The 22,851-nt window shown below is 62.0% G+C and carries 16 protein-coding genes and 5 tRNA genes; 9 read left to right on the forward strand and 12 right to left on the reverse strand.

The genetic code is table 11. The annotated features are described in order from the left end of the window. Positions 1 to 147 precede the first annotated feature (147 nt). The 3 genes from BLT96_RS09395 (at position 148) to BLT96_RS09405 (ending at position 1,852) form a co-directional block, all read left to right on the forward strand. Positions 148 to 1,044, forward strand: coding sequence for a phosphoribosylaminoimidazolesuccinocarboxamide synthase (locus BLT96_RS09395; RefSeq protein ID WP_172825006.1), 897 nt, complete (start codon positions 148 to 150; stop codon positions 1,042 to 1,044). Continuing rightward, entirely contained in the window at positions 1,031 to 1,729 is a 699-nt protein-coding gene (locus tag BLT96_RS09400) for a hypothetical protein (protein WP_090863794.1), read from the forward strand. The genes BLT96_RS09395 and BLT96_RS09400 overlap by 14 nt, the downstream gene beginning before the upstream one ends. A gap of 47 nt (positions 1,730 to 1,776) precedes the next feature. Beyond that, positions 1,777 to 1,852 (forward strand) — tRNA-Arg (locus BLT96_RS09405). A gap of 188 nt (positions 1,853 to 2,040) precedes the next feature. Here the strand turns inward: BLT96_RS09405 and pknB are convergent. The 6 genes from pknB to BLT96_RS09435 all read right to left on the reverse strand — a co-directional run bounded on the left by pknB (position 2,041) and on the right by BLT96_RS09435 (position 11,567). Next, on the reverse strand, positions 2,041 to 4,020 hold the full coding sequence (gene pknB, locus BLT96_RS09410; protein ID WP_090864336.1) for a Stk1 family PASTA domain-containing Ser/Thr kinase: 1,980 nt from the start codon (positions 4,018 to 4,020) through the stop codon (positions 2,041 to 2,043). Between the two features lie 97 nt (positions 4,021 to 4,117). Further along, positions 4,118 to 6,970, reverse strand: a complete 2,853-nt coding sequence (locus BLT96_RS09415; RefSeq protein ID WP_245719267.1) for an FtsW/RodA/SpoVE family cell cycle protein — start codon at positions 6,968 to 6,970, stop codon at positions 4,118 to 4,120. 5 nt (positions 6,971 to 6,975) lie between these two features. Then, positions 6,976 to 8,280, reverse strand: coding sequence for a Stp1/IreP family PP2C-type Ser/Thr phosphatase (locus BLT96_RS09420; protein WP_090863798.1), 1,305 nt, complete (start codon positions 8,278 to 8,280; stop codon positions 6,976 to 6,978). Further along, positions 8,277 to 8,693, reverse strand: coding sequence for an FHA domain-containing protein (locus BLT96_RS09425; protein WP_090847101.1), 417 nt, complete (start codon positions 8,691 to 8,693; stop codon positions 8,277 to 8,279). Before BLT96_RS09425 ends, BLT96_RS09420 begins: the two co-directional genes overlap by 4 nt. Beyond that, a complete protein-coding gene (locus BLT96_RS09430; RefSeq protein WP_090863800.1) occupies positions 8,693 to 9,799 on the reverse strand; it encodes an FhaA domain-containing protein in 1,107 nt (368 codons plus the stop codon). Before BLT96_RS09430 ends, BLT96_RS09425 begins: the two co-directional genes overlap by 1 nt. Continuing rightward, complete coding sequence (locus BLT96_RS09435; protein ID WP_245719268.1) at positions 9,786 to 11,567, reverse strand: serine/threonine-protein kinase; 1,782 nt, start codon at positions 11,565 to 11,567, stop codon at positions 9,786 to 9,788. The genes BLT96_RS09430 and BLT96_RS09435 overlap by 14 nt, the downstream gene beginning before the upstream one ends. A gap of 213 nt (positions 11,568 to 11,780) precedes the next feature. Between BLT96_RS09435 and BLT96_RS09440 the strand changes: the two genes are divergently transcribed. Continuing rightward, positions 11,781 to 11,867, forward strand: a tRNA-Leu gene (locus BLT96_RS09440). Positions 11,868 to 12,031: 164 nt separating this feature from the next. Here BLT96_RS09440 and BLT96_RS09445 read toward each other — a convergent pair. Further along, entirely contained in the window at positions 12,032 to 12,256 is a 225-nt protein-coding gene (locus BLT96_RS09445) for a DUF6724 family protein (RefSeq protein WP_090847084.1), read from the reverse strand. A 132-nt stretch (positions 12,257 to 12,388) separates the two neighbouring features. Here BLT96_RS09445 and serS point away from each other — a divergent pair, with 132 nt between their 5' ends. Both serS and BLT96_RS09455 read left to right on the forward strand, forming a co-directional pair. Next, positions 12,389 to 13,675, forward strand: a complete 1,287-nt coding sequence (gene serS, locus BLT96_RS09450) for a serine--tRNA ligase (protein WP_090863802.1) — start codon at positions 12,389 to 12,391, stop codon at positions 13,673 to 13,675. 150 nt (positions 13,676 to 13,825) lie between these two features. Further along, the gene (locus tag BLT96_RS09455) at positions 13,826 to 14,185 is read left to right on the forward strand and encodes a hypothetical protein (protein WP_090847088.1); all 360 of its coding nucleotides are present in this window, start codon (positions 13,826 to 13,828) and stop codon (positions 14,183 to 14,185) included. Positions 14,186 to 14,218: 33 nt separating this feature from the next. Here BLT96_RS09455 and BLT96_RS09460 read toward each other — a convergent pair. From BLT96_RS09460 to gluQRS, 4 genes are all read right to left on the reverse strand, one after another. Then, positions 14,219 to 14,295 (reverse strand) — tRNA-Arg (locus tag BLT96_RS09460). 36 nt (positions 14,296 to 14,331) lie between these two features. Then, positions 14,332 to 14,408, reverse strand: a tRNA-Arg gene (locus tag BLT96_RS09465). 142 nt (positions 14,409 to 14,550) lie between these two features. After that, positions 14,551 to 14,641: transfer RNA gene (locus BLT96_RS09470), tRNA-Ser, on the reverse strand. A gap of 50 nt (positions 14,642 to 14,691) precedes the next feature. Continuing rightward, the gene (gluQRS, locus tag BLT96_RS09475; protein ID WP_336433200.1) at positions 14,692 to 15,690 is read right to left on the reverse strand and encodes a tRNA glutamyl-Q(34) synthetase GluQRS; all 999 of its coding nucleotides are present in this window, start codon (positions 15,688 to 15,690) and stop codon (positions 14,692 to 14,694) included. A gap of 315 nt (positions 15,691 to 16,005) precedes the next feature. Here gluQRS and arcC point away from each other — a divergent pair, with 315 nt between their 5' ends. Then, a complete protein-coding gene (gene arcC / locus BLT96_RS09480) occupies positions 16,006 to 16,974 on the forward strand; it encodes a carbamate kinase (protein ID WP_090847308.1) in 969 nt (322 codons plus the stop codon). Between the two features lie 98 nt (positions 16,975 to 17,072). Here the strand turns inward: arcC and BLT96_RS09485 are convergent, their stop codons facing one another. After that, positions 17,073 to 18,059 carry a helix-turn-helix domain-containing protein gene (locus tag BLT96_RS09485; RefSeq protein ID WP_090863804.1) on the reverse strand — a complete coding sequence of 329 codons (987 nt, stop codon included), beginning with the start codon at positions 18,057 to 18,059 and terminating at the stop codon, positions 17,073 to 17,075. A gap of 287 nt (positions 18,060 to 18,346) precedes the next feature. Between BLT96_RS09485 and BLT96_RS09490 the strand changes: the two genes are divergently transcribed. Further along, positions 18,347 to 19,006, forward strand: a complete 660-nt coding sequence (locus BLT96_RS09490) for an ATP-dependent Clp protease adaptor ClpS (RefSeq protein ID WP_245719269.1) — start codon at positions 18,347 to 18,349, stop codon at positions 19,004 to 19,006. Positions 19,007 to 19,242: 236 nt separating this feature from the next. Then, positions 19,243 to 22,800 (forward strand): pyruvate:ferredoxin (flavodoxin) oxidoreductase, encoded by a 3,558-nt coding sequence (nifJ, locus tag BLT96_RS09495; RefSeq protein ID WP_090863807.1) that lies wholly within the window; start codon positions 19,243 to 19,245, stop codon positions 22,798 to 22,800. Positions 22,801 to 22,851 lie beyond the last annotated feature (51 nt).

Here is a 22,851-nt window from a genome sequence, read left to right on the forward strand (position 1 = left end):
TGCATAAACCGGTCTGCGGCGGATGTCGCGCAGACCGGTTTAAATTGCGTGACGTATCGCGGCGCGCTAGGGCCAAAACAGCGAATCCATTACAATGGATGCGCTATGCACGTGCGTTAACTGGACCTCAGTGAGGGGAGACACCTAATGGGAGCCATGGAGCTTCGTCCGGATTCTCACGGCAAGGTTCGCGACATTTACGACTGTGGCGACAGCCTGCTCATGGTCGCGAGCGACCGTATCAGCGCGTTCGACTACATCCTGCCCGACGAGATTCCGTATAAGGGAGAGATTCTCTCCCGCATTTCGGCCTTCTGGTTCAACAGGTTCAAGGACCTGATGCCAAACCACCTGATCACGATGGACGTGAGCGGGTATCCCGAGGAGTACCGGAAGTACGGCGAGTACCTCACGGGTCGCTCCATGCTCGTGAAGAAGGCGAAGACCGTTCCCATCGAGTGCATCGTCCGCGGTTACCTCACCGGATCCGGCAAGAAGACGTATGACCAGGACGGCACCGTCTGCGGCATCAAGCTGCCCGCGGGTCTGACCGAGGCTTCCAAGATCCCCGAGCCGATCTTTACCCCGTCCACCAAGGCCGCCCTTGGAGACCACGACGAGAACATCAGCTTCGAGCGCTGTGCCGAGCTCGTGGGCGAGGACGTTGCGACCCAGCTGCGCGACGCATCCCTGAAGCTGTACACCGCGGCTGCGGAATATGCCCAGACGCGTGGCATCATCATCGCGGACACAAAGTTCGAGTTCGGCTTCATCGACGGCAAGTTGACCCTGATCGACGAGGCACTCACGCCCGACTCGAGCCGCTTCTGGCCCGCGGACGGCTACGAGCCCGGCAAGGTCCAGCCCAGCTACGACAAGCAGTACGTGCGTGACTGGCTGAAGGCGAACTGGGACATGACCGGCGAGCCGCCCCACCTGCCCGAAGAGGTCGTCAAGGGTACCTCGGAGCGCTATCAGGAGGCCTTCGAGATCATCACCGGCGAGAAGTTCACACCCATGAAGGAGTCAAATGTCTCTGCGTGAAACCATTAATGCTGCCAAGAGGGAGGCGCAGGAGGCAAACGCGCCCCTCGCAAAGAAGGACGAGAAGGACGCGACCGACGAAGACGAGCGCTCGGGCTTCTCGAAGCGCTCCGTCACGCGTGCGAAGCCTGCGCGCGAGGCTGCGTCGGGCGTGCGCGTTGTAGGCGCGTCCGGAAGCAGTCGCAAGTCCTCCGGCTCTGGCAAGGCGCCGGTCGAGATGACGAAGGACGAGAAGAAGCGCGCTCGTCGCGAGCGTCGCGATGAGGCAGACCGCCGTGCGTCTGCCTCGCAGATCGTCCTGAAGCAGATTCCGGGCTACAAGAGGTCCCAGCACGTCTGGTGGGGACTGCTCGGCACGGGTTTTGTGTGCACCATCATCTCGTGGCTGCTGCCGAACCTCTTCCCCCAGCAGGTGAACGAAGGGACGACCCCCATGGGCGTCGCGGTATTCATCATGCTGGTCGCGGCGTACGCCCTCATCATCTCTGCGTTCGTGTACGATTGGCGCGTCGTGCGACCCATGAGAAAGAAGGCCGAGGCCACCACGGGTGCCATGACCAACAAGAAGGTCACGAAGGTGCTCCGCGGCGAGGCAAACGAGATCGCCCGAGAGCAGGCCGAGCGTGACGAGGCCAAGGCTGCACGTCGTGCGAAGCGCTCGAGCAGGCACGAGCAGCACAAGTAAAACTCTCGGCCTCATATCGTCCAGAAGATGATAGAATGGTCGAACACGGCCCCGTAGCTCAGGGGATAGAGCACAGGTTTCCTAAACCTGGTGTCGTTGGTTCGAATCCGACCGGGGTCACCATGAAAAGACAGGTCAGCGGCTTAGGTCGCTGGCCTTTTTTCATGAGAGGGCAAGATCGTGGCGTGCACTTTGCGATGTGCTTCCATGGCATGCTGCCGTAAGCAATGTTCGCCTATAAAAAGGCCCGCGGGCGAGAAGAACCGCTCTTCTCGCCCGCGGGCATCATCCTATGCTCGAGGTGCCTGCCTCTATTGTCCGCCGGCGGTAGGGTCCTTCGTGGTGCCGGTGTTAGTCGTGGTCGTGCCGCCTGTGTTGTTGCCGCTCGTCGCGGGGTCGGGACCGTTGGAGATCACGAGGGTGATCGTGGCTCCGCTCTTGGCGCTGGTGGCCGACTGCGAGATGACGGTGCCCTGTGCGACGCTGGAGCTGTACTGGTAGGTGAGGTTGTACTTGAAGCCCTCGGCATCCAGCGCACCCTTTGCGTCATCTGCAGTGGAGCCCACGACATTGGGCACAGAGACCGTCTTCGCGCCGTTGGAGACGTAAATCGTGACCGTGGTGCCCTTGTCGGCGCTGCCGGTGGGGGACTGGTCGTACACGTAGCCCTTCTGGACGGTGTCACTGTCGCCGTAGCTTATGCTGACCTCGAAGCCCGCGTCCTTGAGCGCGGACGTTGCGGAGTTAGCGTCCTGTCCCACGACGCTGGGCACGTCCACGGACTCCTTGCCCTTGGACAGCTGGTAGGTTATGGTGTCGCCTGCCTTGGCCTCGGAGCCGCCCGCAGGGGACTGCTTCGCGATCATGCCAACCGCGACGTTCTCGTCGTACACGGAGTCGCCGGCCTGTCCCACAAGGCCCACCTTCGCAAGCGCCTTGTCAGCCTGAGACGGGCTCATTCCCGTGAGGTCCGGAACCTTTACCGATGCTGCGGGCTCCTTGCCCTTGGAGATGACCAAGTTGATCTTCGTGCCCTTGGCAACCATGCGGCCGGAATCAGGGTCCTGGTCCATGACCACGCCCTTCTCGACCGTGCTGGAATACTGCTCCTTGACAGAGCCCTTCTTAAAGAACTCGGACTCGTCAATCGCCTTGAGGGCGTCCGCCTCAGTCATGCTGAGGTAGTTGGGCACCTCGCGCTTCTGGTTGCTGGGATTGACGAGCGAGTAGACGCCCACGATTGCCGCGATGAGGGCGATAACGCCGATTATCGAGAAGAGCGCGACGCGCCGCTTGTGCTTCTTCATGGCAGCGTCGGCTTCCTGCTGGGCCTTCTGCGTAGCGGTCTGTGGCTTGATGTGCTCTGCGGTGTCGATGCGTGGCAGGCTCTGGGTACTGGTTGCGCCGATTGGCGCGATGGCGGGCACCACGGGGTTTGCGGGCAGGACCTCGGTTGCGTTGTTCACGGCCGCAAGGCGGCCCGCCAGGTAGTCACGCAGGACGTGGTACAGCTCATCCGCGGTCTGGAAACGGTCCTTCGGGTCCTTCTGCATGCACTTGAGAATGATGCTCTCCAGCGCGGAGTCGACGGCGGGGTTCACGGCCGTCGGCGGCACGGGCTGCTCGTTCACCTGCTTGAGTGCGACGGAGATGGCGTCGTCGCCGTCGAAGGGGACGCGTCCGGTCGCGGCCTCGTACATGACGATGCCGAGCGAGTAGATGTCGGTCGTGGGACCAAGCTCCTTGCCCTGCGTCTGCTCGGGCGAGACGTAGTGAGCGGTGCCCAGGACCGAGTTGTCCGTGGTCAGATGGCTGTTCTTCGCGCGCGCGATGCCGAAGTCCATCACCTTGATGTTGCCGTCAGGCTGCACCATGATGTTCTGCGGCTTGATGTCGCGGTGAATGATGTCGTGGCGGTGCGCGACGGAGAGGGCCTGTGCGATCTGGCTGCCGATCTGGGCTACCTTCTTGCTGTCAAGCGCACCGTGCTTGCGTATGCCACTCTTGAGGTCGGTGCCGCGCAGGTACTCCATGACGATGTAGTAGGTGTCGCCATCCTTGCCCCAGTCGTACACAGAGACGATGTACGGACTCTGCAGCGCGGCGGCTGCCTGGGCCTCCTGCTTGAATCGTGCGGCAAAGGAGGGGTCGGCCGCATACTGGGGCAGCATCGTCTTGATGGCGACGGTTCGCCCCAACACCTCGTCCAGACCGCGGTAGACAATCGCCATGCCGCCGGTGCCGATTCTGTCCTGCACGGTGTAGCGCCCGCCAAGAACTCTTTCTGCCATCGTCACTCCGTCTCATCCTCAAAAGCCGCGCGCTCGTGCGGCGTTCAACATACTTTATCTACCCACGGCCACCGCGTTGCCATGTGGGAACTCGATACTATACGCCGGCTCCCATAGCCTGGACGCGCAGACACGTGGCAAGCACCTTACCTGCAACTCCGGCCGCGACGCCAACCATCCTCTCGCCCTCGGAGCCCTCGATGCAGACCGAGATCGCCACCGTGGGCTGGTCATAGGGAGCAAAACCAATAAACAGGGAGTTTGCCGCGTTCGAGCTCACCTCTGCGGTGCCGGTCTTGCCCGCGACCTTCACGCCCGAGACCTGCGCGCCCATGCCGGTGCCGTCGTTCACGACGTCCAGCATCGCCTCGCCGATCTGCTGTGCCGTCTGGGCGGAAACCGCCTGTCCCAGCGACTTGGGCTTTGTGGTGGAGCTGGTCGCGCCCTCGGGGGTCAGTATGTGATCGACGACGTAGGGGTTCATGACAACGCCCTTGTTCGCGATGGCTGCGGCCACGACGGCGTTTTGCATGACCGTGGTCTGCGGACCCGCGGGGCTGGAGTGCTGACCGACGGGCTGACCGACGGCGGACCATGCGGTCTCCCACTCGGTCATCTGCGAGGGGTCCGGCATGAGCGACGCCACGGTGGAGAAGTCCTGGCCAAGCTTCTGGCCATAGCCGAACGCGTCGGAGTAGCTCACGAGCTTGCTGGCACCCACCTGCTGGCCCAGCTGGCCAAACACCGTGTTGACGGAGTAAGTGAGCGCCTGCTTGAGGGAGAGCGAGCTCCATGCCTCGTTGTCAATGTTCGTGACCTTTGCGCCGCCGATCTCGAGGGATGCGGGTGCGCGGTAGGTGCTGTCGAGCGTCGCCATGCCGGAGTCGAGCGCCGCCGAAAGGCTCACGACCTTGAACGTGGAGCCCGGGGTGTACAGCGTTTGGGTCGTGCGGTCCACCAGGCTGGCGTTGTTTCCGGATATTGCCGAACCGATGTCGTTGTAGTCGAACGACGGGTTGGACGCCTTTGCGAGTACGGCCCCGGTAGAGGGGTTCAGCACGACGATGGCGCCGCGGTGACCCTGAAGTGCCTGTTCGGCCGCCTTTTGCATCTGGGAGTTGATGGTGAGCACGACGGAGGAGCCCGGGGTCTCGATGCCGGCCATTGCGTTGATGGCACTTGACCAGGTGGAGTAGTCCGAGTGGCCCGTGAGCGTCTGGTTCATGGTCGCCTCGATCCCGCTGGCGCCGTACTGGGAGGAGAGGTAGCCAACGGTGTGCGTGGCGACATTGCCCTGCGGATACGTGCGCGCATACGTGCCGTCGGGCTGCTTGACGGACTCCGCGAGCGTTGCGCCGTCCGCCGCGATGATGGCGCCGCGCTGAACCTTTGCGCTCTTGGCTATGGTGTGGTTGTTGTTCGGAAGCGTCTGGTAGTAGTCGGCCTTGAAGACCTGGATGTAGGTGAGGTTGGCTACCAACAGGGCAAACATCATCGTGAACACGGTCACGAGCGACACGAGCCTGTTGCCAAGGGCAACGCGGCCAAGGACTCCGGACTCTGGGGTGTCAAGCCCACGGCTCGCGCGTGCATGGGCACCGTGCACCACGGAGGCCATGGCCTTCTCGACCTGAGTCTGCGAACCAACGCTGCCGGAGCCCTGCTCGATCTGGGCTTCGCGGCCCGTCCCCTCGTCGCCGGCCTTAAGCAAAAGCCCGACGATGATGAAGCTGGCCAGAAGCGAGCTGCCGCCCTGGCTCATGAACGGGAGCGTGACGCCCGTGAGCGGCAGCAGCTTGGTGACGCCGCCCACGATGAGAAACGCCTGTACCGCGATTGCGGCCGTGAGGCCTACCGCGGTGAACGCGGAGATGTCGGACTTTGCGCGCGCGGCCGTGGCCAGTCCGCGTACGGCGAGCAGCATGTAGCAGATGAGCACGGCGGATGCGCCGAGGAGGCCCATCTCTTCTCCGATGGCCGAGAAGATGAAGTCGGACTCGACGACGGGAATGAGCTTGGGAAGGCCCTTGCCGATGCCGGAGCCCACGAGCCCGCCGTCCGCGAGCGAGTACAGCGACTGCACGATCTGCAGACCCTTGCCGGACGGGTCCTTGAACGGGTTGAGCCAGATCTGGACACGCGTCTGGACGTGGCCGAAGAAGTGGTAGCAGAACACGCCGCCTATTGCCAGAAGCAGGATGGACACGAGCACATACCCCACGCGGCCGGTGCAGACGTACAGCATGATCACGAAGAACGTGAAGAAGAGAAGCGCGCTGCCCAGGTCACGCTCGAACACCACGACCAGAAGGGACATGCCCCACATGAGCAGCATCGGCGCGAGCATGCGCGGACGCGGCAGGTCGAGCGGGCCTGCCTTAATGGCGGACGCCGAGAGCATCTCGCGGTTCTCTGCAAGGTAGGCCGCGAGGAACAGAACGATGAGGATCTTCGCGAGCTCGCCGGGCTGGAATGAGAGTGGTCCCAGGACGATCCAGAGCTTGGAGCCTCCGCGCGACGTTCCTATGAGCATGGGCAAGAGCAACAGTGCGACGCCGACGATGCCCATGGTGAACTTGTACTGAGCCAAGGCCTCGATGCTGGGCACGAGCACCAGCACGGCGATCATGGCTGCGACGGAAAGGAACAGCCAGGTGACCTGGCCTATGGCGAGTGTGGGAGCGAGCCTCGTGACGAACGCGATGCCGATGCCAGAGAGCAGGAAGACAAGTGGAAGGATGGCCGGGTCGGCCTCGGGAGCAAAGCGACGCGTGGCGAAGTGAGCGACGCCGAATGCCGCAAACAGCCCAATGGGGACCGCAAGTGACGAGAAACTCAGTGCGACCTTCGCGTTCAGCAGATACATTGCGTACAGAAGGATGACGGGGACGGCGGCCGCTATCAGCAGGCCAAGCTCCGTGTTCCTGCGCGTGTTGATTGCCATTGGCATCGTGACTACTCACCTCCGGACGCTGTCGCGCCGGCCGACTGCGACGAGTCGCTCGCGCCCTGGTCCGAATCCGACTTTGCCTTTGCCTTGTCTGCCGTGATTGCCGCGTCCGTCTTGTCCGTGTCGATCTGGTCGCGGTAGCTTTCGACGGTATCGAGCGCCGCCTGCTCGGAATCGACGGCGACGCCTTTCTTCAGGCTTTGCTGGATGGCGGCGGGCAAGTCGCTCACCTGTACGGACGACGTGTCGACCAAGTGTCCCAGGTGCACGCCGAACACGCTCTGGTTCACGCCGGAATAGATGCCGACGGTGCCGTTGTTGTTTCCCAGGTACCAAGAGCTGCGCACATACAGCGCCATCGAGCCGGTTACCAGGGCGAGAAGGACGACGATTGCCAGCAGGCCGCCAAACAGCCAGCGCCTGCGATACGTGCGCCTGGCCTCCGAGGAGCCGTCGTCGAGGACGTCCACGACGACGACCGTGACGTTGTCGTGCCCGCCTCCGGCCAGCGCTGCGGACACGAGGTTGTCCGCAGCGGTCTGAGGATCGACGCACGAGACGGCGATGTCCTCTATCTCGGAGTCCTCGACCATGGAGGAGAGTCCGTCCGAGCAGATTATGATGCGGTCTCCCGTCGTGACCTCGAGCGTGAAGTGGTCGGCGTACATGTCCGGGTCGTTGCCGAGCGCACGCGTGATGATGGAGCGCGACGGGTGGACCCTCGCCTCGTCCGCGGTGATCTCGCCGGCGTCCACCAGCTCCTCGACGTACGAGTGGTCGTGCGTGAGACGCACAAGCGCTCCTGCGTGGAGGAGGTAGATGCGCGAGTCGCCAACGTGGGCGATGGCGACCTTGTTCTTCTCGACGAGTATGCACGATGCGGTGCAGCCCATGCCGGGCTTGCCCTTGCCGGTCTTGGCGCCTTCGATTACCTTGGCGTTCGCGGCTTCGACGGCAGCGCCGAGAAGGACGTCGTCCGCGTGGAGCGGGGCGTTCGCGGCGATGGTCTCGACCGCGATCGAGCTTGCGACCTCGCCGGCCGCATGCCCGCCCATGCCGTCGCACACGGCGAACACGGGCGCCTGCACGAGGAACGAGTCCTCGTTGTGGCTGCGCACCAGGCCGATGTCCGTGCGTGCGCCCCAGGCCAGCATGCCGCTGGCACCCCTTCTGGAGTCCGTGCCCTCGCGGTTCTCGACGGGAATGACGTCGTGGCCGGGGCTTGCGACGGGCTTCTTGGCGCCGTGGCCGGCGATTCTTGTGTACAGGCTCTCCCGGTGGCGGGGGAGTGGCAGCGGCTTCAGCTTCATCGGCGGCTCACATGCATGATGGCGTCGCCCACCTGGACCTCGTCGCCGTCGCGAAGCGTGACGGGCGTGTCTCCGATGGGGTGGCCGTTCACGAGCGTGCCGTTCTTGGAACCGAGGTCCTCGAGCACGAGCGCCGGCCCCTGCAGCGTGAAGCGCGCGTGCGTGGCCGAGACGAACGGCTCGTTGATGACGATGTCCGAGGACGGGGAGCGGCCTATGACCACGGGACCCAGGATGTCCACGTGGAGGCCGCGGAGCGCACGCGAGCCCTTCTCGACGTCGACGGACCAGATGGCCGCGTCACGGCGCTGGCCGCGCACGAGGCCGATGCCCGTCTTCATGACCGCGAAGAGAAACGCGTACAGCAGGACGACGAGGACGATCCTGCCGATGAACAGAGCGAGGTCGATCATCATGACTGGTTCTCCCTGAACTCAAGGTTCACCAAACCAAGCGTGATGAGGTCGCCGTCCGCGAGGGCGCACGAGCTGACCTCGGCGTCGTTCACCAGGGTGCCGTTGGTGGAGTTGAGGTCTGTTATGTGCCACGTGCGGCCGTCGAACGAGAGCTCGGCGTGGTGGCGCGACACGTTGGGGTCGTGCAGGACGATGCCGTGGGGCGTGCGCTCGCGGCCGATGACCGTCGTGGGCGCGATGCCGGTGTACGTGCGGCCGGTCTGGTGGTTGACGAGCAGGCAGGTGGGCACGTCCGTGGCGGCCTCCTGCGCATTGGATAGGTTGCGGTCGCGGCTGACCAGAGGGACGTTCCTGCGCTGCGTCTGCGGTACGGGGATGGCCTCGGCCTGCGGCGCGGCCGGGATGTCGTCCGGCTGGACGAAGTCCGTGGGGATGACCTTGAGGCCGGCGGACGCGTCCGCGACGGGCTCGACGACGGGGGCGAACTCCTCGTGCAGGAGGCCGTCCACGATGTCGCGGTTGATGGGCGCGGGCTCCGGCACGGCGGGCGCCGCTGAGGGCTCCGGCGGCAGGACCTCGATCGCGGGCTCTGCCGGCGCGCGGTGCGGGGACCTTGCGCGGCGCGGCTTGCGCTCCGGCGCGCCGTCGTCGGGACGAAGCTGCCCCGCGGCGCCGCCAAGGCCCACGGAGCTAGAAAGGAAGGCGTCCTCCTCCGCACGCAGCCTGGAAAGCGTGCCGGCGTCGACGTTTTCCGCGAACACGGCGAACTTGCCGCTGCGAAGCGATGGGTCGACCATGAAGCGCGCGAGTGGCTTGCCCACGAAGATGTATCCCTTGCTCTGGGCCTGAGCCTCGACGAACGCGACGATCTCTGCGGTGAGCTGCGCGTACAGAGGGCGCATTGCGGCGTCGTCCGCGGCGGAGACCAGGATGGTATACAGAGCGGGCGCGGTGTTTATACCGTCGATTTCGAATGTCTCGTTCTCCATCTCGCGCGTGGCGCGCTTGGCGAGCTTCTTGAAAGAAAACGGCGCGGTGTAACCCTGGGGCGCGGCGCCAAACGCGTCGCCCACGCGGGTCTCGAACGTCTTAAGCAAATTCATCTATTTCCTCAACCTCCCCGCCCGCGTCGAGCGGGCCCCTTAGGTTGGTGGCAATGCACACAAACACACATAAGAGTATCGCAACGGCGACGTCTACAAACTTAGGGCTGGTCCATATACCGCCATTCTCCACTCGCACCGCCATGAACTGCGACGCTATGAGAATTGCGGTACCAACGACCTGACCTGCGACACCGCTGACAACGGAGCTCTTGAGCCTGCCGGAGCGGTACAGAAGAGACGCGACGAGCGACCCCAGACAACTGCCAGCAAAAAGCAGCCAGGTGTCAGGACGGGCGAGCCTGGCTACAAGCGCGGTCCCCACGGCATCCGCGCCAAAGCCAACCTGCCGTGCCGCGCCAAAGGCAAGCTGCCACGCAAAGCCCGCTCCCGCGGTTGCCGCGGCCCGCGCGGGCGTGAGGCAGAACGCCGCGAGCGCCGCCCCGCCAAACGGCTGACCAAGGGCGCAGGGGAGAAGAACGCAGCACGTGGACAGACGCTCGCTCGTGCCGATGGGAATCCACCACGCTAGGAACAGGACGACGCACGCAAGTGGCAGGAGGATGGACGCGGCGGTATCTCCGCTCCCGAAGAGCGAAAACGCGAACGCCGCCAGCGCAAGCGCGGATCCTGCCGGCGGCCATGCCGCCCCGACGCCGGCCGCGGCCAGCGCCGCGACGCCTGCGCTCTGCGCGAGCGACGATGCCGAGAGCGTGACGTACGCCATCCAGGCGGAAAGCGCCGCAGCCCCGGCGCGCGCGGCGGTGCCGCCAAGCCAGGGGTAGCGATAGGCGACGGGCAGCGCCTCCGGCTTGAACTCGTCTGCCCGCAACGCCACGTCCTTCTCGTCCTGAGACATAAGCTCTTTAATGGACTCCGCGCCAAGGTCAGGGTCTCCCAGGCCAAACACCAGCTCGTTTGCGAACGCCTCCGCAGAGGGGATGCGCTGCGTGGGGTTGGGGTCGAGCGCCTGCATGATGACCTCCTCGGCCATGCCCGCAAGCGTTGGGTCCATCTTGGACAGCGCCACCTTGGGGCCGCGCCCGATCTTGCGCAGGGACTCCTCGGCCGTCTTCGCCGCAAAGGGGTTTTGGCCGGTCAGGGCCTGCCACACCACGACCGCGAGCGAGAAGATGTCCGCGCGCTCGTCCACCAGGTCGCCCTCGATCTGCTCTGGCGGCATGTAGCCCACGGTGCCGCCGCGCGCCCCGCCATAGCCCGCGGCAGAGGCCAGCATGGCCATGCCAAAGTCGCAGAGCTTTATGGCGCCCGAGTGCTCGATCATGATGTTCGTGGGCTTGATGTCTAGGTGCAGCACGCGGTTCTCGTGCGCGAAGGACAAGGCGCTCGCCACGGATTGCACCAGGTAGGCGCACTCGTCGTTAGTGAGCGTGCCGCCTTCCACGCGCGCGAGGAAGTCCGCGAGCGTAAGGCCGTCGACGTATTCCATAACGAGGTACGCGTACGCGCGATCGACTTCGAAGTCGTACATGGTGACGATGTTGGGGTGCGCGAGCATGCTGGCCGTACGGGCTTCCGCAAGCGCCTCGCTTATGGTCGAGGCGGCCGCACCGCCGCCTTGGCTCATGAGGGGAATCCGCTTGATGGCGACCCTGCGTTGCAGACGCGTGTCCCAGCAGGTGAGGACGGTGCCAAAGCCGCCCGCCTCGCCGGGCTTCATGACCCGGTAGCGGCCCAGCAAAAGCGACTGCCTGGTCTGCGGCTGGGCGACGCCCGTCTGATGTTGCAAGAAGTCCTGGTCCCCCACGACGCCATCCTTGTCCGTTTGAGTTGCATGTGCTGGCGCGATGAAGTGTCACGGCACGTACATTGTACTGTTGAGAAGAGCATATCTGTCGTGACGCCATCCATTTCAGCATATGAGAGGTGTGAACGTGGTGTGGCGACCCCCGCCGTGGCGAAACTCTTCAAAATTACCCATTGCCAAACGGTGGTCGATGGTATTAGAATGCTGACTCACGCGGGCGTGGCGGAATTGGCAGACGCGTACGGTTCAGGTCCGTATGAGAGCAATCTCATGAAGGTTCAAGTCCTTTCGCCCGCACCATTGCATGTGAGGCCCCACCAGTCACCAGGCTGGTGGGGCTTTTTGCTTATATGTGGCACGCGTATGCGTACGCGCCGTCTGCGCTCCAACAAAAAAGGGCCCGCAGCCCACGTGGCTACGGAACCCCTCACCTGCGGTTTTTCTCGCCGTTCTATTGTTTGGGACTAGTTGTTGTCGTCCTCGAAGCTGCTCCAGCCGCTCTCGTCGTCATCGTCGTCGAAGAGGTCCCAGTCCTCGGGGGACTTCTCGTGGTTCTTGTAAATCTTGCGCGTCTTGCGCTCCAGAACGACGGAGACGATCAGGAAGAAGATGATTCCGCCGACTATAAGGCAGAGCACGCCTGCCGGCTTGTTGAACAGCCAGTCGAAGAAGGTGCCGATCTGACCCATAAGGTGACCTTTCTATCTTGGTGAACAACTCAGGCTAAAAAGCGAGATTCAGAACAACAAGTATATACTTGAACGGCTGTACGTAGGCCTGTCCCGACAGGCCGCTTGTTACCGATACAAAGGGGAAACGAGATGCTCGACATCAAGTTCGTACGCGAAAATCCTGACGCAGTGGACAAGTCGTGTGCGTCCAGGCAGAACGCGCACTGGGATAGGGAGAGGTTCTTCGAGCTCGACGAGGAGAGGCGCTCCGTGATCGCAGAGGTCGAGAACCTCCAGGCAGAGCGTAACGCGGCCTCCAAGGAGATCGGCCTCCTCATGCGCGATGGCAAGAAGGACGAGGCCGAGGCCGCCAAGGCGAAGGTCACCGCCAACAAGCAGAGGATCGCCGATCTTAACGAGAAGCGCACCGACGTGGAGAAGCAGCTCTTCGACCTGGTCGCGGCCATCCCCAACATCCCGCACGAGAGCGTTCCCTACGGCGTCGACGATTCCGACAACCCCGAGGTTCGCAAGTGGGGCGAGCCGACGCACTTTGACTTCGAGCCCAAGGCGCACTGGGACCTTGGCCCCAGCACCGGCATGATCGACTTCGAGCGCGGCATCAAGCTTGCCGGCACCAGGTTCTACCTGCTTGGCGGCGCCGGTGCCCTCATGGAGCGCGCGCTCATCAACTTCTTTATCGACACGCACGTAAAGGCCGGCTTCAAGGAGTGGTGGCCCCCCGTCATCACCAACTACGACAGCCTGTTTGGCACCGGCCAGCTCCCGAAGTTCGACGAGGACCTCTACCACGTCTCCGGCGGCATGTACCTCATCCCGACCGCGGAGGTCATGCTGACCAACATTCACCGCGGCGAGACTCTTGACGGCTCCCAGCTCCCGCTGTGGTATACGGCGTTCACCCCGTGCTTCCGCGAGGAGGCCGGCTCTGCTGGGCGTGACACCCGCGGCATCATCCGCGTGCACGAGTTCGACAAGGTCGAGATGGTCAAGTTCGCAAAGCCCGAGGACTCCATGAACCAGCTCGAGTCCATGGTTGCCGAGGCGGAGAGGTGCCTGCAGCTCCTTGGCCTTCCGTACCACGTCGTGACGCTCTGCACCGGCGACATCGGCTTCAGCGCCACCAAGTGCTACGACCTCGAGGTCTGGCTGCCGAGCTACAACAACTACAAGGAGATCTCCTCCTGCTCCAACTGCTGGGACTTCCAGGCCCGTCGTGCGAACATCAAGTACAAGGACCCGTCCGAGTTCAAGGGCTCCCGCTTCGTCCACACGCTGAACGGCTCGGGCCTCGCCGTCGGCCGCACCATGGCCGCCATCATGGAGAACTACCAGAACGCTGATGGCTCGATCACGGTCCCCGAGGTCCTTCGCCCCTACATGCGCGACATGGAGGTCATCAAGCCTCTGGCATAGTTGCCACCACAGGCTTTAGGCTGCTTTTCCCTAGGCGGGTGCTCATCTGGGCCCCGCCTTTCTTCTGGAAAATATTACGAACAACTGTTCTATTTTGTAGACGAACGTAGTATACTCACTTCAACGAAATCATCGGGGGAGGGAGAAGAGATGAAGGATGTTCTCGTGGGATCTGTTGGGGCTAATGTCCTTTCGGTGCATGCGGCCGGAGAGTCTCGAACGGTGGACGTGGTCCTGAGTGAAAACGGTGTCGAGGTGTGGGAGGAGACGTTTGGACCCACAACGATGTCTGTTCATGGGACCCCAAGTCACATAAACAGAGTCGTCCTTGGCACCTCTGCTGCCCGGGAGGCAATGTCTCTGCTTGGGAACCGTGATGGCGAGCCGGCAGAGGTTCTTGGTGAGTTCTTTAAAACGGGGGAGAAGACCACGCTCGACCTCATGGATTGGCTCGACTGGAGCGCCATTCCCTACAAGGTCGTATCTTCTGTTGATGGGTTCTTCCTATAAAGAAAGAGGCCCCTTTCGGGGCCTCGCAAGTTCTGGTGCGGCGTATAGGATTCGAACCTATGACGTTCTGATTCGTAGTCAGACCCTCTATCCAGCTGAGGTAACGCCGCATGTGCAAGAGCCTCTTTCGAGGCTCCAGAATAATCTGGTGCGGCGTATAGGATTCGAACCTATGACGTTCTGATTCGTAGTCAGACCCTCTATCCAGCTGAGGTAACGCCGCATTGCAGTAATTAAAATGCCACTGATGGGGGACCGCGTCAAGGGAGAATTTCAAACTTTTTGGAATCGATTGCGTTTTAATCGATTTACCTGCGAAAAAGAGAAAGACCCAACCAAATTGCTTTGGCTGGGTCTGAATCGTCTGGCGGAGAGCTGGGGATTCGAACCCCAGATAGGATTTGGTCCTATACTCGCTTAGCAGGCGAGCACCTTCGGCCTCTCGGTCAGCTCTCCAAACGTTGTGCTTGGCAATAATACCCCACATTGGGTCAAACTCACAACATCTACTTTAGAAAGAACTTCTCGTCCACCACCACGTCACTTTTGTGCCTCCGGACGCTCTCCCACGAGAACCTGTTTGCAAACTCGTCAGCCGTCAGTCTCTCTCCCGGGTCTGCGACCCCAATGGCTTCGGCCAGCCGGCCAATTATCGCCTTGGCACTTAGGCCGTCCTCGCGGAGGCTCGCCACGTCAGTGTCAAGGTTTCTTTTCGAGAGGCGATGGCCATCTGGCCCCATAAGAAGCGGTACATGCGCATATTCGTGTCGTCCAAACCCTAGGAGGTTCCCAAGATATGTCTGTCTCGCGGCGGAGGGAAGGAGGTCTCTGCCCCTTACGACTTCCGTAACGCCCATCAGTCCGTCGTCTACCACCACGGCGAGCTGATAGGCGAATATGCCATCACTCCTTCTGATGAGAAAATCGCCGCAGTCACGTGCGAGGTTCTCGCTATAGGGCCCATATACGCGATCGACCACGGAGATCTGCGCAAGCGGGGAGCTCTCGTCGGGGACCTTGAGCCGAATGGCGGGATTGCGCGTCTTGGATTTCTCGGCAACCTGCTCTTTGGTAAGTCCCCTGCACGTTCCCTGGTACACGAATGTGCCGTCCGACGCGTGGGGCGCGCTTGCCGCGTGAAGCTCCGCCCGCGAGCAAAAGCAAGGGTAGGTGAGGCCCCTTCCGCTCAGCGTTACCAACGCCTCCTGATAGGCGTCCGTACGTCTGCTTTGATAAAACGGTCCCTCGTCCCAAGAGAGGCCAAGCCACTCGTAATCCCTCATGAGGTCATCGGCCACGCTCTGATTCTGGGCCCGTGGGTCGAGGTCCTCGATGCGCAGGATCATCTTGCCGCCTGCGGCCCTAACGGAGGCCCATGCAAGGAGTGCCGAGAAGACATTGCCTAGGTGTATCTTGCCGGATGGCGTTGGAGCAAAGCGCCCGACTACGGGTTGTCGTAACCTCATGCAGTCGTTACTGGGTGATGTGTGAGTCAAGGTATCCATAAGCCCATGGTAGCCGTTGCCTCCTTTCGCGCGTACGGAAAGGGCTTTTCCCGTCCCGAGTCGCATATACTCGCAATTCCTAGCACCGGATTGGTTCAGGGCTCTTCGATTACACCTAATATTGGAAGCAAAGATAGATATATGCATAAACATATTTTAAGAAACGCACATCTACCTTTGAAAACGAATTTCCTACCGTTTATAGAAATGAGAAAAACAGCTACACAATCTTGAGAAACGCGGTATAGTCTAGTCTCCGATTCGGAGGGCGGCGCGCAGGCGTCGCCTTAAGTCATTTAGGCATAGGAGGATAAAGTGTCCAAGGCATTTGGCAAGCCTAACCGCGTCGTCATCGCCCTCGGCGGCAACGCCCTCGGCAACACCCCCGAGGAGCAGATCGCCAAGGTCCGCGCCGCGGCCCCGACGCTGCTCAAGGTCATCGAGCAGGGCAACGAGATCATCATCACCCACGGCAACGGCCCGCAGGTCGGCATGATCCAGAACGCATTCGCTTACGCCCACAAGGATGACCCGGCGAAGATCCCCGCCATGGACCTCCCCGAGTGCGGCGCGATGTCCCAGGGCTACATCGGCTACCACCTGCAGCAGGCCATCGGTGCCGCCATGCACAAGGAGTACAAGCGCTGGCACGTCGCCTCCGTCGTGACCCAGATCGAGGTCGACCCCGACGATCCCGCGTTCAAGAACCCCACCAAGCCCATCGGTGCCTTCATGAGCAAGGAGGAGGCCGACGCCGAGCTCGAGAAGCACCCCGACTGGAACATGGTCGAGGACTCCGGCCGCGGCTACCGTCGCGTCGTCGCGTCCCCGCAGCCCAAGAAGATCGTCGAGTACGAGAGCATCCTCAACCTCCTCGACAACGAGTTCATCGTCATCGCCTGCGGTGGTGGCGGAATCCCCGTCGTCCGTGACTACACCGACAAGGGCACCTACAAGGGCGTCGCTGCCGTCATCGACAAGGACATGGGCGGCGAGCTCCTCGCTGAGGACTGCTCCGCCGACATGCTCGTCCTGCTGACCGCCGTCGACCACGTTGCCATCAACTTTGGCAAGCCCGACCAGAAGGACCTCGAGGACATCACTGTCGGCGAGGCCAAGCAGTACGTCGAGGAGGGCCAGTTCGGCAAGGGCTCCATGGAGCCAAAGGTCAAGGCCGGCATCAAGTTCGCCGAGTCTCGCCCCGGCCGCGTCTGCATCATCGGCTCGCTCGAGAAGGCCGCCGAGGCCATGGCGGGCCTCTCCGGCACCCGCATCCACGCGTAGGCATTGCCTGCATAGGTGTTAAAGAGCGCCAAGCTTGAAAGCATAGGGAGGGTCGCGACGTGGTCGCGGCCCTCCCTTCTTCATACATGTCGCCTTACCTAGCTGCGCCAGAAGTCTTTCTTGAGATCCTCGCGGTTCGGCTGTCCGCACTTCTTCATGATGTTGTGAAGGTGCGTCTTGATGGTTCCCTCCGCAAGTATCAGCTCAGACGCGATCTCGCGATTGGACTTGCCCTCGACGACGAGGGCAAGTATTTCTCGCTCGCGCTTTGAGAGGCTGTGCGCCTGTACGTACGCGGGAAGCCTGTCCTCGATGTGCTCTGTAAGCGAGCTGTTGTGCCTCGCGGCATCGATCTGGACCTCGGGTGGCTCGTTGAAGCGCAGCGCAAGGTCCCGCACGGTCTGGTAGATGGTGACCGCCGCGACGAAGATCATCATCAGGTTCTCGGATATGTTGCGACTCGAGAGGAAGACGCCGGTAAGCGGGCTGTTTGCGGCGGGGATGGGCGCAAGCAGGATAACGTAGGTGTCCTCGCAGACGATGGAGATGGTAAAGACGGGAAGTGTCAGGAATATGGGTCGTCTCTTTACCATGCGATGCTGGAACACCTCGTCCTTGTTCGAGCGATAGAGCCAGAAGGCATATCCAAGGCAGCTGAGTATGGAGACCTGCCGCATGGTGTAGAAGAGCCATTGGCGCAGCGGGCCATAGGGGAGTAGAAGCAGGGTCAACGCCTGGGCCACGCAGAGCGCAATCGTCGGAAGGACTATTCGACGCGGTTCGCGCACATCGATGATGCCGAACACGATTTGCCAGAAGCAGGCGAGGATGACGGCTCCAATCAGTATTCTGAACGCGGGCTCGTCGACCGCATAGTAGTTCGCCGCTGTAACCGTTCCGACGTTCTGAAGAAGCCACTCGCCCCCAAAGATCTGGGTCAGCTCGACGAAGTAGGCAATGAAGAAGAGCGCCTGCGGAATGTATTTGAGCCGTCTTGAGACTATGTAAGCCGCAATCGAAATTGAAGCCGTGCTGAGACAGACGCACAGAACAACGATGGTGTACGTAAAGATGAGAGAGCTCAAATCCACACCTCCGCAGCAACATAAGCCAACAGAAAAACTGTCTGACCGATGAATGCTAGTCATTCTGGCATATCTTTTTGGGCTTTTCGAAAGTCCGGCGTACATGCGGTGGCAATCACATCCGAATGCCACGGCTGCCGCGCGTTGGAAGGTATCTGCCAGAAACCCTCTTTCTTTCGATAGTCTTTGACACGCTCAAAAAGACTACATGTGAGTGCCGGGACCAAATGCCATTCGACGGGCTGTGGGTACACTGGATGAACGAGCATTCGATCAAGGAGGTAAGTGTGCCGGACGCAGATCTCAATGATGGCGAGTTCATGCTTGGAAAGCCCGCAATCGTCTGCAGGTGGAGACTCTCGAACAAGACGCTTCCCTTGGAAAATAGGCACCTAAGGGCTCTTGGAGCAAGGCATACGCGTACGAGGAGGGTGCAGAAGGAGCTCGTAGCCTGGGCAAAGCAGCATATTGAGTGGACGCTGGGCGACGGCGCGGCGGCCAACCCCGATGGTGTGCTCATGATGATCGTGGACACGGAGGGTCGAGCTGCGATGTCCGTAGGTCCCTATGAGGAACTGGAGGACACGCGCCTGGCTGCGCTCTGCGCTCGAGCCGACCTCGCCCGCCGTGAGGCGGAGGAAGTGGGCGTTGCGCCCGAGGCGCTCTGGCTTGCGAGCGAGGGAACCCTCATTCGCGAAGGCACCCCCGGCATGGTGCCCGCCGGCGCCGTCTCTCTGGTCACCGACCTAGCAAAGACGATGGGCATCCACATCAGATACGTCGACGAACTGCTGGAGAAGGTCCAGGGTCGTCGTATCGATTTCGACGAGGCGTTCCTCGTGTCGGACGAGCATGGCGTTGTCCCGGCGAGCGACTTTCCGGGTCCCGAGGGTCGGCGCTTCTCCGAAGGGTACGAAAGGTTGCTCGAGCGTGCAAAAAAGAAATGAGGCCCAAACTGGCAATGAGCTGAGAAAACGTAATCCCTACTAAAAACGGGGTAATTACGCTTGCCATTTTGTAGGAATATTGCATCCGCTTTGAGTGATAATACAAGTGTATGTGCGTCGATGTAATTCGGCGCGCATCATGTTGGCAGTAGCGACGAGAGCTTTCCCTCGTGATCCTGTGCCACGTGCCAAATCAACGGGCGCTTGGCAGTGCCCGGTGGATGTAAGGAGAGGATATGGAACGTAAGTTCAAATCGATGGACGGCAACGAGGCTGCTGGCTGGGTCTCGTATGCATTCACCGAGGTGGCGGGCATCTACCCGATCACTCCCTCGAGCCCCATGGCCGACCATGTCGACCAGTGGGCGGCAAAGGGTCTGAAGAACATCTTCGGTAACCCCGTCAAGATCATCGAAATGGAGTCTGAGGCTGGCGCCTCCGGCACTGTGCACGGCTCTCTTGGCGCAGGTGCGCTGACCACCACCTACACCGCTTCTCAGGGCCTGCTCCTGATGATTCCGAACATGTACAAGATCGCCGCCGAGGGCCTACCTGGCGTCTTCCACGTTTCCGCACGTACCGTCGCAACGCAGGCGCTGAACATCTTCGGTGACCACTCCGATGTCATGGCTTGCCGCCAGACCGGCTTCGCCATGCTGGCTGAGGGCAACGTGCAGGAGGTCATGGACCTCGCTCCCGTCGCCCACCTTGCCGCCATTTCCGGCAAGACCCCGTTCCTGAACTTCTTCGACGGCTTCCGCACCTCGCACGAGATCCAGAAGGTTGCCGTCTGGGACTTCGACGACCTCAAGGACATGGTCGACTGGAAGTCTCTGCAGGAGTTCCGCGATCACGCCCTGAACCCGGAGCACCCGCACGCTCGTGGCTCGCACGAGAACGGCGACGTCTTCTTCCAGCACCGTGAGGCCTGCAACAGCAGGTATGACGCGCTCCCCGAGATCGTCCAGGGCTACATGGACAAGATCAACGAGAAGCTCGGCACCAGCTACCACCTGTTCGACTACTATGGCGCCGACGACGCAGACCGCGTCGTCGTCTGCATGGGCTCCTTCTGCGACACGCTCGAGGAGGTCATCGACTACCTCAACGCCCACGGCGAGAAGGTCGGCCTGGTCAAGGTTCGCCTCTATCGTCCTTGGTCCATCAAGGACTTCGTCGCGGCCCTGCCGAAGAGCGTCAAGAAGATCGCAGTTCTCGACCGCACCAAGGAGCCCGGCTCCATTGGCGAGCCTCTCTACCAGGACGTCGTTACCGCCCTCTACGAGGCCGGCATGTCCGATCTCGTCGTGACCGGCGGCCGTTATGGCCTCGGTTCCAAGGACGAGCCTCCCGCGGCCGCGTTCTCCGTCTTCGAGGAGCTCAAGAAGGACGAGCCGAAGCGCGAGTTCACCCTCGGCATTGTGGATGACCTCACCAACCTCTCGCTCCCGATGGATCCGGACGCCCCCAACACTGCGGCTCCTGGCACCATCGAGTGCAAGTTCTGGGGTCTCGGCGGCGACGGTACCGTCGGTGCGAACAAGAACTCCATCAAGATCATCGGCGACCACACGGACAAGTACGTCCAGGCCTACTTCCAGTACGACTCCAAGAAGACCGGCGGCGTCACCATCTCGCACCTGCGCTTTGGCGATAGCCCCATTCGCTCGCCGTACTACGTCACCAAGGCCGACTTCGTTGCCTGCCACAACCCCAGCTACATCGTCAAGGGCTTCAAGATGGTCCGCGACGTCAAGCCGGGCGGCACCTTCCTGGTCAACTGCCAGTGGGATGACGCCGAGTTCGCAGAGAAGATGCCTGCCGAGGCGAAGCGCTACATTGCCAAGAACAACATCTCCGTCTACCTGATCGACGCAATCGACCTTGCGGCGAAGGTCGGCATGGGCAAGCGCACCAACACGGTGCTCCAGTCCGCGTTCTTCGCCCTGGCGAAGGTCCTTCCCGCCGAGGATGCCCTCAAGTACATGAAGGACGCCGCGGAGAAGTCCTACGCCAAGAAGGGCCAGGCCATCGTCGAGGCCAACTGGAAGGCAATCGACGCCGGTGCGACCGCGTTCCGCAAGTTCGACGTTCCTGCCGACTGGGCTGAGGCCGAGGATGTCAAGCACGAGGTCAAGCTTGAGGGCCGCGACGCCATCGTCAAGCAGGTCCGCGAGCTCCTCTTCCCGATCGACAAGATGGATGGCGACTCGCTGCCCGTCTCCGCCTTCAAGGACAACCCCGACGGTCAGTGGGAGCTTGGTGCCTCCGCGTACGAGAAGCGCGGCACCGCGGTCATGGTCCCGCGCTGGGATCCCAGCAAGTGCATCCAGTGCTGCAACTGCGCGTTCGTGTGCCCGCACGCGACCATTCGTCCGGTTGCCATGAACGCCGACGAGGCGGCCGCCGCTCCTGAGGCCATGAAGACCACCGACCTCAAGATGCCGAAGAACACCGGCTACACCTTCTCCATCGTCGTGTCTCCGCTGGACTGCATGGGCTGCTACAACTGCCTGTACGCCTGCCCGAAGAGCGACTACAAGAACGGTGGCGCCCTTACCATGGTGCCGCAGGAGGAAGAGGCCGCTCAGGCAGAGGTCTGGGATTACGCCGTCAACAAGGTGAGCGAGAAGAGCGAGCTCGCCAGCGACAAGAACCCCAAGGGCTCCCAGTTCCACAAGCCCCTGCTCGAGTTCTCCGGCTCCTGCGCCGGCTGCGCCGAGACCTCCTATGCGCGTCTCGTCACCCAGCTCTTCGGCGACCGCATGTTCATCAGCAACGCGACCGGCTGCTCCTCGATCTGGGGCAACCCGGCTGCAACCTCGCCGTTCACCGTCAACGCCGAGGGCCATGGCCCCGCTTGGAACAACTCGCTGTTCGAGGACAACGCCGAGCACGGCCTCGGTCTGAAGCTTGGCTATGACGCCGAGCAGGATCGTCTTGCTACCATGACCGAGCAGCTCATCGAGACCGAGGGCATCCCCGAGAGCCTCAAGGAGTCTGCGGCCGCATGGCTCGCCGCAAAGGACAAGACCGCTGAGTCCAAGGCTGCTGCCGCCGAGTACGTGGCACAGCTCGAGGCCGACGGCTCCGACGCCTCCAAGGCTATCCTCGCCGACAAGTCCTACCTCTCCAAGAAGTCCTTCTGGATCTTCGGCGGCGACGGCTGGGCATACGACATCGGCTTCGGCGGCCTCGATCACGTGCTTGCCTCTGGCAACAACGTGAACGTCTTCGTCTTCGACACCGAGGTCTACTCCAACACGGGTGGCCAGGCCTCCAAGGCTTCCAACCTTGGCCAGGTCGCGCAGTTCGCCGCTGCGGGCAAGACTACCAAGAAGAAGTCGCTTGCCGAGATCGAGATGTCCTATGGCTACGTCTACGTCGCTCAGGTCGCCATGGGCGCCAACCCGATGCAGACCCTGAAGGCCATCGCCGAGGCCGAGGCCTACGACGGACCGTCCCTGATCATCGGCTACAGCCCCTGCGAGATGCACTCCATCGCCAAGGGTGGCATGATGCACGCACAGGAAGAGATGAAGAAGGCAGTCGACTGCGGCTACTGGAACCTCTTCCGCTTCAACCCCGCTGCTCCTGCCGGCAAGAAGTTCACCCTCGACTCCAAGGAGCCGAAGGAGGGCTACCAGGAGTTCCTGATGAACGAGGCTCGCTATAGCCGCCTCACGCGCGAGTTCCCCGAGCGCGCAAAGGAGCTCTTCGCCGAGAACGAGGCTGCGGCAATGGCTCGCTACGAGCACCTGCTCAAGCTCAAGGCCATGTACGCCGAGGCATAGGGAGAAGAACACACTCCGCTAGCCGATAGCTAGGAGAACCGGTCGCGACAC

The sequence above is a fragment of the Parafannyhessea umbonata genome, assembly GCF_900105025.1.
Classification (GTDB): domain Bacteria; phylum Actinomycetota; class Coriobacteriia; order Coriobacteriales; family Atopobiaceae; genus Parafannyhessea; species Parafannyhessea umbonata.

What these genes read in the sequence shown, in the direction of transcription:
- BLT96_RS09430 (WP_090863800.1), bottom strand. Translation starts at nt 9,799, where the DNA reads ATGAATTTGCTTAAGACGTTCGAGACCCGCGTGGGCGACGCGTTTGGC.
- BLT96_RS09425 (WP_090847101.1), bottom strand. Translation starts at nt 8,693, where the DNA reads ATGATCGACCTCGCTCTGTTCATCGGCAGGATCGTCCTCGTCGTCCTG.
- serS (WP_090863802.1), top strand. Translation starts at nt 12,389, where the DNA reads ATGCTCGACATCAAGTTCGTACGCGAAAATCCTGACGCAGTGGACAAG.
- gluQRS (WP_336433200.1), bottom strand. Translation starts at nt 15,690, where the DNA reads ATGGATACCTTGACTCACACATCACCCAGTAACGACTGCATGAGGTTA.
- BLT96_RS09395 (WP_172825006.1), top strand. Translation starts at nt 148, where the DNA reads ATGGGAGCCATGGAGCTTCGTCCGGATTCTCACGGCAAGGTTCGCGAC.
- BLT96_RS09455 (WP_090847088.1), top strand. Translation starts at nt 13,826, where the DNA reads ATGAAGGATGTTCTCGTGGGATCTGTTGGGGCTAATGTCCTTTCGGTG.
- nifJ (WP_090863807.1), top strand. Translation starts at nt 19,243, where the DNA reads ATGGAACGTAAGTTCAAATCGATGGACGGCAACGAGGCTGCTGGCTGG.
- BLT96_RS09445 (WP_090847084.1), bottom strand. Translation starts at nt 12,256, where the DNA reads ATGGGTCAGATCGGCACCTTCTTCGACTGGCTGTTCAACAAGCCGGCA.
- BLT96_RS09400 (WP_090863794.1), top strand. Translation starts at nt 1,031, where the DNA reads ATGTCTCTGCGTGAAACCATTAATGCTGCCAAGAGGGAGGCGCAGGAG.
- BLT96_RS09415 (WP_245719267.1), bottom strand. Translation starts at nt 6,970, where the DNA reads ATGCCAATGGCAATCAACACGCGCAGGAACACGGAGCTTGGCCTGCTG.
- pknB (WP_090864336.1), bottom strand. Translation starts at nt 4,020, where the DNA reads ATGGCAGAAAGAGTTCTTGGCGGGCGCTACACCGTGCAGGACAGAATC.
- BLT96_RS09420 (WP_090863798.1), bottom strand. Translation starts at nt 8,280, where the DNA reads ATGAAGCTGAAGCCGCTGCCACTCCCCCGCCACCGGGAGAGCCTGTAC.